The organism is Neobacillus sp. Fa239 (assembly GCF_055395235.1).
In genome coordinates, this window is sequence record NZ_AP041611.1 from 1,348,224 (window position 1) to 1,364,107 (window position 15,884).

At 39.0% G+C, this 15,884-nt stretch carries 18 protein-coding genes and 1 other annotated feature; all 18 genes read left to right on the forward strand.

The features are described 5' to 3' along the window. Positions 1-121 precede the first annotated feature (121 nt). The 18 genes from ACZ5XR_RS06470 (at position 122) to ACZ5XR_RS06555 (ending at position 15,840) form a co-directional block, all read left to right on the forward strand. Complete coding sequence (locus tag ACZ5XR_RS06470) at positions 122-871, forward strand: cell division protein FtsQ/DivIB (RefSeq protein ID WP_464500852.1); 750 nt, start codon at positions 122-124, stop codon at positions 869-871. A 10-nt stretch (positions 872-881) separates the two neighbouring features. Further along, the gene (locus ACZ5XR_RS06475) at positions 882-1,595 is read left to right on the forward strand and encodes a DUF881 domain-containing protein (protein ID WP_464500853.1); all 714 of its coding nucleotides are present in this window, start codon (positions 882-884) and stop codon (positions 1,593-1,595) included. A gap of 41 nt (positions 1,596-1,636) precedes the next feature. After that, positions 1,637-2,371 carry a DUF881 domain-containing protein gene (locus tag ACZ5XR_RS06480; protein ID WP_464500854.1) on the forward strand — a complete coding sequence of 245 codons (735 nt, stop codon included), beginning with the start codon at positions 1,637-1,639 and terminating at the stop codon, positions 2,369-2,371. A 2-nt stretch (positions 2,372-2,373) separates the two neighbouring features. Continuing rightward, entirely contained in the window at positions 2,374-2,736 is a 363-nt protein-coding gene (locus tag ACZ5XR_RS06485) for a small basic family protein (protein WP_464500855.1), read from the forward strand. A gap of 124 nt (positions 2,737-2,860) precedes the next feature. Beyond that, positions 2,861-4,168, forward strand: coding sequence for a cell division protein FtsA (ftsA, locus tag ACZ5XR_RS06490; RefSeq protein WP_464500856.1), 1,308 nt, complete (start codon positions 2,861-2,863; stop codon positions 4,166-4,168). Between the two features lie 40 nt (positions 4,169-4,208). Beyond that, positions 4,209-5,342, forward strand: coding sequence for a cell division protein FtsZ (ftsZ, locus tag ACZ5XR_RS06495; protein ID WP_464500857.1), 1,134 nt, complete (start codon positions 4,209-4,211; stop codon positions 5,340-5,342). Between the two features lie 202 nt (positions 5,343-5,544). Continuing rightward, positions 5,545-6,468, forward strand: a complete 924-nt coding sequence (spoIIGA, locus tag ACZ5XR_RS06500; protein WP_464500858.1) for a sigma-E processing peptidase SpoIIGA — start codon at positions 5,545-5,547, stop codon at positions 6,466-6,468. Between the two features lie 44 nt (positions 6,469-6,512). After that, positions 6,513-7,232, forward strand: a complete 720-nt coding sequence (sigE, locus tag ACZ5XR_RS06505; RefSeq protein ID WP_464500859.1) for an RNA polymerase sporulation sigma factor SigE — start codon at positions 6,513-6,515, stop codon at positions 7,230-7,232. Between the two features lie 169 nt (positions 7,233-7,401). Continuing rightward, the gene (sigG, locus tag ACZ5XR_RS06510; RefSeq protein WP_464500860.1) at positions 7,402-8,181 is read left to right on the forward strand and encodes an RNA polymerase sporulation sigma factor SigG; all 780 of its coding nucleotides are present in this window, start codon (positions 7,402-7,404) and stop codon (positions 8,179-8,181) included. 96 nt (positions 8,182-8,277) lie between these two features. Continuing rightward, positions 8,278-8,547, forward strand: coding sequence for a YlmC/YmxH family sporulation protein (locus ACZ5XR_RS06515; RefSeq protein ID WP_464502240.1), 270 nt, complete (start codon positions 8,278-8,280; stop codon positions 8,545-8,547). 70 nt (positions 8,548-8,617) lie between these two features. Then, complete coding sequence (pgeF, locus tag ACZ5XR_RS06520) at positions 8,618-9,448, forward strand: peptidoglycan editing factor PgeF (RefSeq protein WP_464500861.1); 831 nt, start codon at positions 8,618-8,620, stop codon at positions 9,446-9,448. After that, entirely contained in the window at positions 9,445-10,122 is a 678-nt protein-coding gene (locus ACZ5XR_RS06525; RefSeq protein WP_464500862.1) for a YggS family pyridoxal phosphate-dependent enzyme, read from the forward strand. The genes pgeF and ACZ5XR_RS06525 overlap by 4 nt, the downstream gene beginning before the upstream one ends. Positions 10,123-10,132: 10 nt before the next feature. Next, complete coding sequence (locus ACZ5XR_RS06530; RefSeq protein WP_464500863.1) at positions 10,133-10,612, forward strand: cell division protein SepF; 480 nt, start codon at positions 10,133-10,135, stop codon at positions 10,610-10,612. A gap of 6 nt (positions 10,613-10,618) precedes the next feature. Continuing rightward, positions 10,619-10,879 (forward strand): YggT family protein, encoded by a 261-nt coding sequence (locus ACZ5XR_RS06535; protein ID WP_464500864.1) that lies wholly within the window; start codon positions 10,619-10,621, stop codon positions 10,877-10,879. Between the two features lie 19 nt (positions 10,880-10,898). Beyond that, positions 10,899-11,672, forward strand: a complete 774-nt coding sequence (locus tag ACZ5XR_RS06540) for a YlmH family RNA-binding protein (protein WP_464500865.1) — start codon at positions 10,899-10,901, stop codon at positions 11,670-11,672. An 84-nt stretch (positions 11,673-11,756) separates the two neighbouring features. Continuing rightward, entirely contained in the window at positions 11,757-12,272 is a 516-nt protein-coding gene (locus ACZ5XR_RS06545) for a DivIVA domain-containing protein (protein WP_464500866.1), read from the forward strand. Positions 12,273-12,321: 49 nt separating this feature from the next. Beyond that, positions 12,322-12,551 (forward strand) — a binding site (T-box leader). Between the two features lie 74 nt (positions 12,552-12,625). Next, the gene (gene ileS, locus ACZ5XR_RS06550) at positions 12,626-15,397 is read left to right on the forward strand and encodes an isoleucine--tRNA ligase (RefSeq protein ID WP_464500867.1); all 2,772 of its coding nucleotides are present in this window, start codon (positions 12,626-12,628) and stop codon (positions 15,395-15,397) included. 146 nt (positions 15,398-15,543) lie between these two features. After that, the gene (locus ACZ5XR_RS06555; protein WP_464500868.1) at positions 15,544-15,840 is read left to right on the forward strand and encodes a hypothetical protein; all 297 of its coding nucleotides are present in this window, start codon (positions 15,544-15,546) and stop codon (positions 15,838-15,840) included. Positions 15,841-15,884 lie beyond the last annotated feature (44 nt).

Here is a 15,884-nt window from a genome sequence, read left to right on the forward strand (position 1 = left end):
CATGATTATTCGTGCCGTTGTTTCTCTTTTCGAGGTATCTCTAGGAGACACGGACCCGTCCTTCCCTGGACAAGCTTCGTGTAGTCCTAATGGCGCAGCAGATGCTCTTTGGAGGGAATTTATGGATAAAAGTAAAATTGTTGCTCTGGAGGACCGGATACCGAAATTAAAAGAGCAAAGAAAGCGAAAAGCTAATCGAAGGCTGATTTTTCTTCTTTTCTTGTTTTTTACCATAATTGCTGCTATCGGCTATGTACAATCCCCTTTAAGCCATGTAAGGAGGATCATCGTAAAAGGAAATGAAATGTATTCTACGGCTGAAATAATCAAAATGACCGGACTTTCCGATAAGACAAACATATGGAAGGTAAAAGGCAAAGAAGTTTCAGCTAAATTACAATCTTTATCCGAAATCAAACAAGTAAATGTTAAGATAACCTGGCCGAACACAATTTTAATCAATGTTAAAGAACATAAAAGAATTGCCTTTCTTGAAAAAAATGCATCCTTTTATCCTGTTATGGAAAACGGGAAAATTATTAAAAGTGGAATCACAACAGATATTCCAAGCAATTCTCCTATTCTCTTTGATTTTGTAGAAGGCTCCGTTCTTAATGAAATGGTGACTGGACTTGAAAATCTTCCAGCTGAAATAGTAAATTCCATCTCTGAAATTCATTATACTCCTGAAAAAAACGACCCGTATCATATTTCTTTATTTATGAATGATGGTTTCGAAGTAAGTGCTTCATTAAGAAGTTTTTCAGAAAAAATGGTTCATTACCCTGCTATTATCAGCCAGTTAAACCCCAACCAAAAAGGAATTATTGATTTAGAAGTCGGGTCCTATTTCAAGGCGTTTGATCATTGAGTGGAGGATAATGAAGTTGAAAAAAATACAAGTCAAAGGGAAGCATGTCATTTTATCCCTTGTTTGTCTCGTGCTTGGATATATGATTGCTTTTTCCTATCATATGACGCAGAAAGAAAATCAGCAACATAGCAAGCTATCGGATAAGCAATATGAAAAGACGCTTGATTTGCGCAACCAATTGAATGCCCAGGAGGAAACAAACAGCAAGCTTCAAAAAGAATTAAATCAAACACAGGAAATGGTTCTGGAAAATGAAAAAGACCTTTCAAAAGAAACACAAAGTTTTTTTAATTTAGCTGAAGATGCTGAGAAATACAGGATGTTCTTAGGGAAGGTTAAAGTGAAAGGGAAAGGGGTTAAAATTACCCTTACAGATGGTGCCTATGATCCCAATGCCGCGGATGTAAACAATTATCTAGTTCACGAGATTCATATTTTTAAAGTGGTAAACGAGCTCTATATTTCAGGAGCCGCCGCAATTGCGATTAATGGTCAAAGGTTAACAAGTCATTCTTATATCAATTGTAATGGTCCTGTTATTACCGTAGATGGTGTGCAGCACCCTGCTCCCTTTGTAATCACGGCAATCGGCGATCCGGATGTTCTTGCTGCTGCAATCAATCTTACAGGAGGAGTAAAGGACCAGCTCGTAAATGACAATATTGTATTTTCCCTTGAAAAAGAAGATCAAATTATTTTAAATCCAATTATAGGAAGTTAAAAGTGTCCACGACTAGAATACTAAAAGGTAAGGTGAATAGAGTGGACAAGCTAAAAAAGAAGCTAAGCTTTACCCTGGTTGCATTAGTAATTGGATTTATGATGGCCATTCAGTTTCAAACCGTTAAAAAGCCTGCTGAACGGGATACACGTGATATTTGGCAGCTGCGCGATGCCCTATTGAAGGAAAAGGAATTACAGACGAACCTTTTAAAAGAAATTCGTTCAAACGAGGAAAAAATAACGGCTTATGAATCGAAGCGAAGACAAAGTAAGGAACAAGCTTTAAAGGATACTTTAAATGAATTAAAGATCGAAGCTGGGACAACAGAAATCATCAAACCTGGTATTATCCTTAAAATTGAACCCGCATTAGAAGAAATAAAATTGGGAGCGCCTGTAACAAAAGTTATCTCACCGGACCTTTTAAAAAGATTATTAAATGAATTAAATATGTACGAAGCAAAGTATGTATCAATCGATGGACAAAGAATTATTAATACAACGGTAATCCGGGATATTAATGGTGACACAAAAATTGATGGGCATACCATTCAAAGCTTTCCCATTGAAATTAAGGCTACGGTAGATAATATGAGCACGGCGGAAAAGTTATTTAATCGGATGAAGGTCTCAAAATCGATTGAGGAGTTCTATCTTGACGATTTGAGGCTGACTGTAGGAGCACCTTCCCAATCGATTGCGGTTCCAGCGTATGAAAACCCAATTCAGATTCAATATTTAGAGCCGGTAAATGGCAATGAAGGGGGCAATTGATCATGTGGCTTCCGGTTCTGGGACTATTAATTGGGGTTTTTCTCGGCTTATTAACCGATATTCGAGTACCTGAAGATTATGCGAATTATTTATCGATAGCCGTGTTAGCTGCACTCGATACATTATTTGGCGGTATCCGTGCACATTTGCAAAATATTTACGACGAAAAGGTATTTGTTTCGGGATTTTTTTTCAATATTCTTCTGGCAGCAAGTTTAGCTTTTCTAGGCGTGCATCTTGGTGTAGACTTGTATTTAGCAGCCATATTTGCCTTTGGTGTAAGATTGTTTCAAAATATTGCTGTCATAAGACGTATTTTATTGACGAAATGGTCAAGAAACAAAGAAAAAATAGAAAAAAATTGAATATTTTTAAAGGGAATCAATTAGTTGTGACGAATAATTTAATAAAATATGTAATGTGAGACTTTTTTTGAACAAAATTAAATTGTTGTTCGACTTAAGGAATGAAAAAAGGAGGTGCCAAAGAATGAACAGCAATGAAATATATGTAAGTCTTGACATCGGTACATCCAGTGTAAAAGTTATCATTGGTGAAATGGTCAATGACACATTAAATATAATTGGTGTTGGGAATGTTAAATCTGAAGGATTACGAAAAGGATCCATTGTAGATATAGACGAAACAGTTCATTCTATTAAAAAAGCGATTGAGCAGGCAGAAAGAATGATTGGGATGGAGATTAGGCAAGTGATTGTCGGAATTACCGGAAATCATGTAATGCTGCAGCCATGTCATGGTGTTGTTGCCGTTTCAAGCCCTAATCGTGAAATTACCAATGAGGATGTTATTCGTGTAATTGATGCGGCACAAGTCGTTTCAATTCCGCCTGAACGTGAAATTATTGGCGTGGTTTCCAAGCAGTTTATTGTCGATGGTCTTGATGAAATTAATGATCCTCGCGGCATGATTGGCGTCCGATTGGAAATGGAAGGAACAATCATCACAGGGTCGAAAACCATCCTTCATAATACACTTCGATGCGTGGAGCGGGCAGGGCTTGATATTTTAGATATTGCCCTTCAGCCAATGGCAGCAGGGGAATTTGCCCTATCCAAAGATGAGAAGAATCTGGGGGTTGCTCTCATTGACCTTGGCGGTGGTTCTACCACACTAGCTGTTTTCGACCAAGGCTACTTAAAAGAAACTTGTGTGATTCCTGTTGGCGGCGAACATATTACGAAAGACCTTTCGATTGGGTTACGCACATCAACGGAGGATGCTGAAAAAATAAAAGTAAAATATGGACATGCCTTTTATGATGACGCATCAGAAGATGAAGTATTCAGCGTTCCGATTATTGGCAGCGACCAGCATCAACAATTTAACCAGCTGGAAATTTCCGATATTATTGAAGCGAGGTTAGAGGAAATTTTTGAATTGGTATTAAATGAAATGAAACGAAAAGGCTTGAATGATTTGCCAGGCGGTTATGTTTTAACCGGTGGAATCGCCAATATGCAAGGGGTCCTTGACCTTGCGCAAGTGATTCTCCAAAACAGAGTTCGCATTGCGGTACCTGATTATATTGGAGTAAGAGAACCTCAATATACTACTGCGGTTGGTTTAATCAAGTATGCCTACAAGAATGCTAGATTGCCAGGAGGAACTGTGAGTGCAGCGGCACCAGTTTCTGAGCCAATCGAAAAGAAGATGCCAAAACAACATCAACAACAACAACAGCAGCAGCAGCCAAAACAACCTAAAGTAGAAAAACATCCGGAAGATAAGATGTCATCAAAAGTAAAAAAATTCCTTGGTTACTTTTTCGAGTAAGTAAACCGAAAAGTCTATCGACGAATTAGGAGGATTTGTCATGTTAGAGTTTGATACCAATTTAGATTCTCTTGCTACCATAAAAGTAATCGGTGTCGGCGGTGGTGGTAACAATGCCGTCAACCGCATGATTGAGCACGGTGTACAAGGGGTGGAATTTATCGCCGTCAATACGGACGCACAGGCGTTAAACCTCTCTAAAGCAGAAATTAAAATGCAAATTGGCGGTAAATTAACCCGCGGTCTTGGAGCAGGGGCCAATCCTGAAGTTGGAAAGAAAGCCGCTGAAGAAAGTAAAGAACAATTAGAAGAAGCACTTAGAGGTGCAGATATGGTCTTCGTTACCGCTGGAATGGGCGGGGGAACGGGGACTGGAGCAGCACCAGTTATCGCCCAAATTGCTCGTGAATTAGGGGCTTTAACGGTAGGGGTTGTGACAAGACCTTTTACTTTTGAGGGAAAGAAGCGCTCTACACAAGCATCCGGTGGAATCGCTGCAATGAAGGAAGCGGTCGATACCCTCATCGTTATTCCAAACGACCGACTGCTGGAAATCGTCGATAAAAGCACACCGATGCTTGAAGCATTCCGCGAGGCAGACAATGTTCTTCGCCAAGGGGTTCAGGGTATATCTGATCTAATCGCTGTTCCGGGATTAATCAACCTTGATTTCGCTGATGTTAAAACCATCATGTCCAATAAAGGATCAGCATTAATGGGAATTGGTATCGCTTCTGGTGAAAATCGTGCGGCTGAAGCGGCCAAGAAAGCAATCAGCTCCCCATTATTGGAAACGTCAATTGACGGTGCCCAGGGCGTACTCATGAACATTACAGGCGGTTCAAATTTAAGCCTATATGAAGTTCAAGAAGCTGCTGATATTGTTGCTACGGCGTCAGATCAAGAAGTAAATATGATTTTCGGATCTGTCATCAATGATCATCTAAAGGATGAAATTATCGTGACTGTCATTGCAACCGGTTTTAACGAGGAAGTCATGCAACCAAAAGTAACTCGCCCGTCCTTTAATCAGGTCAAGCCACAGGTTGGAAATGTGAAAAGAGAACCTAAACGGGAAGAAGTTCAGCCTGAACCAACTCGTGCGAATACCTCAACACAAGAAGAGGCATTAGATATTCCTACTTTTTTAAGAAATCGCAATCGTAGAAGATAAACAATTTTTACTAGAAAAGGCATGGACCCAATGGGGCCATGCCTTTTCTAGTTAAGTAAATTATCAATGTGACAAATTCCGTTGTATATAGTGAAAATCTCTAATTTTTTGATTGCAGAAAGTGACACACTTCAGCTGCATTACTACGATATACTGTTGCTTAAACAGAATAGTTGGATTTCCAATTAAAGGAGGAAGGAGTTTGGTAGTTTATTTAGATGTAATCTGGGCTCTTAATCTGCTTTTTGATAGCCTTCTCCTTTACTTAACGGCAATCTTTTTAAAAAGAACGGTACGAATAAGGAGGGTACTTGCAGGGGGCTTTATTGGTTCATTGATTATTCTTTTATCCTTTACCCCCATACATGACTACACAAGCCATCCCCTGTCAAAACTTGCCTGTTCTGTATTTATGGTCCTTGCAACATTTGGATATAAGCGGCTGTCTTTTTTTATTAAAGCGTTATTTACGCTATATATTTCGACGTTTTTAATAGGCGGTGCACTAATTGGAACACATTTTTTTCTTCAAAATGATTCCATTATGATAACGGGTGTTAAAGGGTTTGGTGATCCAATCAGCTGGCTGTTTGTTTTTATCGGGTTCCCTCTAGCGTGGCATTTCTCGAAGAAAAATATAGAAGGCATGGAAATGACAAAAATTCAATTTGATCAAATTGTAAATGTCAGTCTCCAAATTAATACTGAAACCTATTCTTTTAAAGGTTTGGTCGATAGTGGAAATCAGTTATATGATCCAATTTCAAAGCTTCCGGTCATGTTTGTCTCGATTAAAAATCAAATGGAGGGAATGGCAGATCCAATTAAGCAAATGGCTGACAACCCTGAGTCATTAATAATGGGAACGAATGAATTTCCATCTGAATGGCAAAATCGGCTGAGAATTGTTCCCTGTAAGGTAGTTGGACAAGAACATCAGTTAATTGTTGCCGTCAAACCCGATTCCATTTTATTTGAAAAAAATGGTGAACAATTCTTATGTGAAAAAGGCCTTGTATCCTTTACAATGCAAGAGCTTTCTCCAGACGATTCGTTTCAATGTATCGTCCATCCCAAAATGCTTACCGGACCTAAACAGCAAGGAGAAACGGTGAAAGTAAGTTAATAATACTATACTCAGAAAAACATATTTTAGAAGGAGGAACTTGCATGAAAAAATGGAGACTTCGCTTATCCTATTACTGGTATAAAATCTTAATAAAATTGGGCTTAAAAACGGATGAAGTTTATTATATTGGCGGAAGCGAAGCATTGCCGCCTCCTTTAAGTAAAGATGAAGAAGAATTATTATTGAAAAAACTTCCCGGCGGAGATAAGGCAGCAAGATCCATATTAATTGAACGCAACCTCCGGCTTGTTGTCTATATCGCAAGGAAATTTGAAAATACCGGCATTAACATTGAGGATTTAATCAGTATTGGTACCATTGGTTTGATCAAAGCCGTAAATACCTTTAATCCTGAGAAGAAAATAAAGCTTGCTACATACGCATCGAGATGTATTGAAAACGAAATCCTTATGTATTTAAGAAGAAATAATAAAATCCGCTCAGAGGTTTCCTTTGATGAACCTCTAAATATTGATTGGGATGGCAATGAATTATTATTATCAGATGTGTTAGGCACAGATGATGATATTATCACGAAGGACCTTGAGGCTAATGTCGACCGCAAGCTCTTAACAAAAGCATTGCATCAGCTGACAGATCGTGAAAAACAAATTATGGAGCTGCGCTTCGGTCTTACAAACGGGGAAGAAAAAACCCAAAAAGACGTGGCAGATATGCTGGGAATTTCCCAGTCCTATATTTCGCGGCTAGAAAAACGGATCATAAAAAGATTGAGGAAAGAATTTAATAAAATGGTCTAGTTATATGAAAAAAGAAAAATTTTTCTGCCTAAAAAACCCAATATTTTAGTGAAATAAACGCATTATTCGACAAATATCCGGCCTGCTGCATGGAAGAGCAGGTGCATATTTTTCCTGCCCAAGGAGATACTGTTTTTTGTACAGCAGCTCCTATGAGGAGGGAAAAGGATTGACTCGAAATAAAGTTGAAATTTGCGGTGTGGACACATCAAAACTTCCTGTATTAAAAAACGAAGAAATGAGATTACTCTTCAAGCAAATGCAAGAGGGCGATCTAACTGCACGTGAAAAGCTCGTCAACGGAAATTTACGACTCGTATTAAGTGTCATTCAACGGTTTAACAACCGAGGCGAATTTGTTGATGATCTGTTTCAAGTAGGCTGTATCGGACTAATGAAATCGATTGATAACTTTGATTTAAGTCAAAACGTAAAGTTTTCCACGTATGCCGTACCAATGATTATAGGGGAAATTCGTCGGTATTTACGTGATAATAACCCAATTCGTGTTTCCAGATCATTAAGGGATATTGCATATAAGGCTCTTCAAGTGAGGGAACGCTTAATGAGTGAAACCTCCCGGGAACCAACAGCCGAAGAGATTGCCAAGGTTTTGGAGGTTCCGCATGAAGAGATCGTTTTTGCACTTGATGCAATACAAGATCCTGTTTCCCTATTTGAGCCCATTTATAATGATGGCGGCGACCCGATTTATGTTATGGACCAATTAAGTGATGAGCGAAATAAGGATATCCATTGGATTGAGGAAATCGCCTTAAAAGAAGGCATGCGCAGATTGAATGAGCGTGAAAAATTAATATTGCGTAAACGGTTTTTCCAAGGCAAAACCCAGATGGAAGTGGCTGATGAAATCGGCATATCTCAAGCACAGGTTTCCCGTTTAGAAAAAGCGGCAATCAGACAAATGAATAAAAATATTCAAAATTAAGGCTGTCCTTTGGGCAGCTTTATTTTTTCTTTTTAAGATAAATTCCTTTTTGCAATCATATATTTTCAATAGTAAAGAAGCTGGGAGTGAGAAATGATGATGAAAATTTCTGATTTTCAAATAAAAGATGTAGTGAATGTTTCTGATGGGAAAAGGCTTGGTAATATTGGAGATATCGAAATTAATTTAACTACCGGAAAAATAGAAGCTGTTGTTATTTCTGGGAGCGGCAGGGTTTTAGGCTTTTTCGGAAAAGATCAAGATATTGTCATTCCATGGAAAAATATTATTAAAATCGGCCAGGATGTCATTTTAGTTAGATATAAAGGAGCCGAAGAAATAAGTGCTGAAGAAGTCAATGTTTAATCTGGCTTGTACGCGGTGACCATTTTCTATATTCATGGTAAACTATAAAGAAAACAAAAGAGGTAAGAAAATGGAGCCATTTGCATTACAAAATCAGTCCTTTTTTTTAATTGAGAGCTGGATGCAGCAGTTTCCCGGGTTAATGGCTGGATTCACAACTAAAGCAGGCGGCGTGAGCCAAGGAGCTTTTGAAACGATGAACCTCGGCTTCCACGTTGGCGATCAACCTGCTGACGTTTGTTCGAACCGAAACCGGCTGGCAGACTTTCTTCAATTTCCATTGAACCAATGGGTGGGAGCTGAACAAACCCATGATATTCATATTCAAAAAATTACGAAAGCTGACTGTGGAAAAGGGTCTCAAAGTTATGCGACTTCATTTAAAGCAACTGATGGATTTTATACCGATGAAGAGGGGATCTTGTTAACCCTTTGCTTTGCAGACTGCGTCCCTCTTTATTTTATTTCTCCAGAAAAAAAAATAATTGGTGCAGCACATGCCGGCTGGAAAGGGACTGTAAATCAAATAGCCATGAAGATGGTAAAAGCTTTTGCAGCAGAAGGAATCGGTCCTAAAGATATTTTTGTGGCAATTGGTCCATCCATTTGTGAAAAATGTTATATTGTAGATGACCATGTCATCGGATTCGTAGAAAAGACACTAGAAGATGTTGAAAAAAAGCCCTATAATTTAATAAATAAAGGTCAATATACATTAGATTTGCGTGAAGTAAATAAGCAAATATTATTGAGAGCAGGGGTCCTCGAAAAAAATATTCATATAACCGATTTATGTTCAAGCTGCAATGAGGGAGAGTTTTTTTCTCATCGCCGCGATAGGGGCAAAACGGGTAGAATGATCAGTTTTATTGGCTGGAAGGAGGCTGCCGACCATTTATGAGAGTAGCAGCAAAGTATGAAATCATTCAACAGCAAATAAATGAAGCATGCCTTAAGGCAAAACGAAATCCTGATGAAATTAAGGTAGTAGCTGTTACAAAATATGTCAGCACTGAAAGGGCAAAAGAAGCGGTCGATACCGGCATTATCAATTTAGGAGAAAACCGTGATGAAGGCCTTCTGGAAAAGTGGACTGCATTAAAGGACAAGCCTATCTGGCATTTTATCGGAACGCTTCAGACAAGGAAAGTTAAAAATATTATCGATAAGGTGGAATATATCCATTCTTTAGACCGCCTTAATCTTGCAGAGGAAATCAATAAACGGGCCAATAAAAAAATAAAATGTCTTGTGCAAGTGAATGTATCACAGGAGGAGTCTAAACATGGGCTTTCACCTGAAGAGGTACAGGATTTTATTAAACAGCTTCAACCATTCAACCATATTAGTGTTGAAGGCTTAATGACAATGGCACCTTTAACAGATGACGAAGACCTGATTCGCAAATGCTTTCGACAATTAAAAGAGCTTCGTGACCAAATTCAGTCCTGCAAATTCGAGTTTGCACCATGCACTGAGCTTTCGATGGGAATGTCGAATGATTTTGCCATTGCTATAGAAGAAGGATCCACCATGATAAGAATTGGCACAGCACTTGTGGGTGAAGAAGAGTAGGAGGTAAAAAATGAGTATTAAATCGAAAATTAAAACTTTTTTCTTTTTAGAAGATGAGTATGATGATACTGAGAATGTTATAGAAGAAGCTGAGCCTGTAAAGCCGGTAGTAAAGCAAACGGTAAAACCGCAAAATGTGGTTAGTTTACAAAGTTTACAAAGTGTACAAAAGTCTTCAAGTACGAATGCAAGTACGAATGCTCAGAAATCCTCTAAATTGATCCTGGTCGAGCCGCGCAGCTATTCCGATGCGACGGAAATCGCTGATCATTTGAAAAACCGCCGTGCAGTTGTCGTGAATCTTCAACAAATTGAAAAGGAGCAAGGAAGACAAATTGTTGACTTTTTAAGTGGTGCCGTTTATACAATTGGCGGAGAAATTCAAAGAATCGGTGCCAATATTTTTATATGTACACCTGACAATGTTGAGGTATCTGGAAACATTTCTGAGTTAGTTAAGGAACAAGGTTTTCAAGAAACGAGGTGGTAGGTAATAATGGGATACGTAATTGGACTTATACAACAATTAATCCAGATTTATTCATGGGCATTAATCGTTTATATCTTGATGTCATGGTTTCCAAGCGCCAGGGATAATTCAATTGGCCGCTTTTTAGCAAGAATTTGTGAACCATATTTAGAGCCGTTTAGAAGAATTATTCCACCATTTGGAATGATGGATATTTCCCCGATTGTTGCTTTCTTTGTCCTTAACATGGCTCAAAGAGGACTTAGTATCGTTTATCGCTGGTTATAAGTTAGATAAGGAGAATTGAATGAACATCTATCAACATTTCCGACCGGAAGAACGGGAGTTCATTGACCAGGTTTTACAATGGAAGGATTTTGTAGAAACGGCGTATACTCCTAAACTTACTGATTTTTTAGATCCAAGAGAGCAGCATATTTTAAAAGTACTAATCGGTGAAAATGGCCACATTAAGTGCCAATTTTATGGTGGCGGTTCCGGGGCTGAACGAAGCAGGGCATTGGTTATGCCGGATTATTTCATAGAAACATATGATGATTTTCAAATCACCCTTTTTGAAATTGATTATCCCATGAAATTTGTCACGATTGAGCATCCTCAGGTTTTGGGGAGTCTCATGTCCTTGGGGGTAAAGCGAGGGAAATTTGGTGATATCTTGGTTCATGATGGAAGAATTCAATTTTTTGCCGCAAAGGAAATTGCGGATTATCTCAAAATGAATCTTGAGTCTATAGGGAGAGCGAAAGTAAAATTGGCTGAAATCAATCTTTCTGATGCAATTTCTGCTCATCAAGTATGGAGTGAAGCTGACCTGACCGTCTCTTCCTTACGTCTGGATACAGTTATTTCCGGGATTCACCATCTATCTCGACAAAAATCGCAATTATTTATTCAGCAGGGTCTCGTGAAGGTTAATTGGACAACCATTGAAAGCCCGTCATTTGAATGTAATGAAGGGGATTTGCTTTCTGTGCGAGGCTACGGAAGAGCTAAAGTGATTTCCCTTGACGGTAAAACAAAAAAAGAAAAATGGCGAATTACTGTTGGAAAACAAAAATAATTAATATTAAGGCAGGAATTTTGAAAACTATGTCGAATATTAGTTTTAATACATATTTAAGCTTATATGATGGAGGTGGCAGCGATGCCGTTAACGCCGTTAGATATTCACAACAAAGAATTTAATAAAGGGTTTCGCGGATATGATGAAGATGAAGTAAATGAATTTCTTGATCAGGTGATTAAGGATTATGAATTAGTGCTTCGTGAAAAAAAGGAAATGGAAGAACGCTTAACTGAAATGAAGGACCGCTTGGGCCATTTTATCAATATTGAAGAAACATTGAACAAGTCCATTATCATTGCTCAGGAAGCGGGTGAAGAGGTAAAACGGACTGCTCAGAAAGAAGCAAAATTGATTATTAAAGAGGCAGAAAAAAATGCAGATCGAATTGTAAATGAATCCCTTTCAAAGGCAAGAAAGATTGCCATGGAGATCGAGGATTTGAAAAAGCAATCGAAGGTTTTCCGCACGCGCTTTAAAATGTTGATTGAAGCCCAGCTCGATATGCTTAATACGGATGATTGGGATCATCTTCTCGATTATGAAGTAGATGCCACTGAGTTAAAAATTCATCAAGAAGAAGATTCATTAGCTTGACGAATTAACGTTCATTCACATATAATTTTTTAATAAGTATAAAGAAATAGAAATGACAGTGATGGGGACAGTACAATTTTCCTGTGCTTTCAGAGCGAGTTGGGGATGGTGGAAGCCCGATAAAGTGGATAATTGGAAGATCACCCTTGAGTTCCAGGTTGAAACTTTTCAGGAGTAGACTGTGGCGGGTTATTCACGTTACGAATGCTTAAGAGGAAGTGCATTTTTAGCACTTCTATCAGGGTGGTACCGCGGGAATAAAACCTTCTCGTCCCTATTTTGGGATGAGAGGGTTTTTTTATTTGTTTCATGTCAAAAATGTTTTAATGAAGAGTTTTTAGGAGGAAGAAATAATGGAATATAAAGATACGTTATTAATGATGAAAACCGAGTTTCCGATGCGTGGCAATCTTCCACAAAGGGAACCTGAAATTCAGAGCAAATGGGAAGAGATGGATATCTATGGGAAAGTGCAAGAGCGGACAAAGGGACGCCCGATGTTTGTTTTGCATGATGGTCCTCCATATGCAAATGGTGATATCCATATGGGGCATGCTCTTAATAAAATACTGAAGGATTTTATTGTTCGCTTTAAATCAATGAGCGGCTTCCACGCACCATATGTTCCCGGCTGGGATACGCACGGTTTGCCGATTGAGCAAGCGTTAACCAATAAAGGGGTTAAACGCAAGGAAATGACAGTCGCTGAATTCCGTCAGCTTTGCACGAAGTATGCACTTGAACAAATTAACAATCAGCGAACACAATTTAAGCGACTCGGTGTTCGTGGCGATTGGGAAAATCCGTATATTACTCTTAAACCTGAGTATGAGGCTCAGCAAATAAAGGTATTTGGGGAAATGGCGAAAAAAGGCTACATTTATAAAGGTCTTAAGCCAGTTTATTGGTCCCCATCCAGTGAATCAGCCTTAGCAGAAGCAGAAATTGAATATCAGGATAAAAGATCACCATCCATTTATGTTGCCTTTAAAGTAAAGGATGGAAAAGGGGTATTGGATACAGACACCCAAATTGTCATCTGGACAACAACTCCATGGACCATTCCAGCCAACCTTGGAATTTCTGTTCATCCTGACCTAACTTATGTCGTCGTTTCCAACAACGGGAACAAATATCTTGTAGCCGAAGCGCTATTAGAAGCTGTTTCAAAAGAAGTTGGCTGGGAGGAAGCCGCAATAGTCCAAAAGGTTAAAGGGGCTGAATTAGAAAATATTGTTGCCTCTCACCCATTATACGGCCGTGATTCTTTAGTGATGTTAGGGGAACATGTTACAACTGATGCAGGAACAGGCTGTGTTCATACGGCACCAGGCCATGGGGAAGATGACTTCCATGTTGGGCAAAAATATGGCTTGGAAGTACTTTGTCCGGTTGATGACAAAGGGAATATGACAAGTGAAGCACCTGGCTTTGAGGGATTATTTTACGACCAGGCCAATAAGCCGATTGCACAAGCACTCGAAGAAGCCGGGGCACTCTTAAAGCTTTCGTTTATTACACACTCATATCCACACGATTGGAGAACGAAAAAACCAGTAATCTTCAGGGCAACAGCTCAATGGTTTGCATCTATTAAAGACTTCAGGGATGAACTGCTTGAAGCCGTTAAAGAAACGAAATGGGTTCCGGCATGGGGAGAGACACGATTATTTAATATGGTGCGTGACCGTGGTGACTGGTGTATTTCCCGTCAACGTGTTTGGGGCGTGCCAATTCCGGTTTTCTATGCAGAGAATGGCCAGGAAATTATTACAGATGAAACCATCAACCATGTGTCAGAATTATTCCGTCAGTTTGGCTCCAATATTTGGTTTGAACGGGAAGCTAAAGACTTGCTCCCAGAAGGATTTACACATCCTGGCAGCCCGAACGGTACATTTACGAAGGAATCAGATATCATGGATGTTTGGTTCGATTCAGGTTCTTCCCATCAAGCAGTATTACTTGAAAGAGAAGATTTAGTTCGCCCGGCAGATCTTTATCTTGAAGGCTCTGACCAATATCGCGGCTGGTTTAACTCCTCGCTTTCCACTGCTGTTGCGGTAACGGGTCAAGCTCCTTATAAAGGCGTTTTAAGCCACGGATTTGCACTGGATGGCGAAGGCAGAAAGATGAGTAAATCATTAGGGAATACTGTGGTACCGGCAAAGGTAATGAATCAGCTTGGAGCAGATATTTTACGGCTGTGGGTTGCATCGGTTGATTATCAGTCTGATGTTCGCGTATCTGATGCCATTTTAAAACAAGTAGCTGAAGTGTACAGAAAAATCCGCAATACCTTCCGTTTCTTGCTTGGTAACTTGGCTGATTTTAACCCTTCGAGCGATAAGGTGGCATATAAAAACTTGCGTGAAGTCGATCAATTTATGCTCGTGAAATTGAATAAGCTGATCAAATATGTTCGAAATGCCTATGAAAATTATGAGTTTGCCGGCATTTATCATGCCGTTAATAATTTCTGTACATTAGATTTAAGTGCATTTTATCTTGATTTTGCAAAAGATGTTTTATATATTGAGGCAACTGACAACCACGAGCGTCGTGCGATTCAGACTGTTTTATATGAATCATTGCTTGCTTTGACAAAATTAGTTTCACCAATTCTTTCACATACGGCTGATGAAGTTTGGAAGTTTATTCCTGCGGTAACAGAAGACAGTGTTCAATTAACGGATCTTCCAGAATATCAAGAGCTCGATAATGCCAAAGAATTAGAAGCAAAATGGACGGCGTTCATGAAGCTTCGTGATGATGTGCTAAAAGCATTGGAAGAAGCAAGAAATGAAAAGGTCATTGGCAAATCTTTAACAGCAAAGGTCACTTTATATGTAGGTGAAAAAACGAAAACGCTATTGGATTCCGTTAATGAAAACCTAAAGCAATTGTTCATCGTTTCAGGCTTTGAAGTGGGTGGAACTTATGAGGAAGCTCCTGAAAATGCGGTGAAATTAGAGACTGCTGCGATTGTTGTAACAAAAGCGGAAGGCGAAACATGCGAACGCTGCTGGGTGGTTACACCTGATGTCGGCACGGATGCAGACCATAAAACGCTTTGCTCCCGATGTGCAGAAGTTGTAAAAGAACATTATTCCCACTTAGCATAAAAAGATGGAGGATGACGATGAGTCATCCTCTTTTAATTTTTCCCACCTCCGTTAATTCTTGTTGTTGATGTCAAATGTTTATCCGTGTCAGCTTGTCAAACCCGGAGATAATAAGGAAACAAATAAGGTAAACGGAGGATACAACTATGAATGCCACGCAGGAAAAGCTGTTTTTAGAACTCCGTCAAACACAAGCAGAAATCGAAGCATCATTAAAAACAAAACAACGAACTGATTGGATGACCCCGATTTTAAAAGAAGAATTGGCTGATATTTGTTCTGCAATGGAAAAAATAACAAATGGAAGCTATGGTCTTTGTGAAATTTCTGGTGAGCTCATTCCGGAAGATTTGTTACGCAGTATTCCTACCTTGAAATCAACTAGTGATTCAGAAAAGCTGCACTCTTTTTATAAAATTCCTCTAAACTCCTCTTTTTTATAATGTTACATTGTCGTTTCGCTTAATAGTGTGCTAAAATTCAAAAA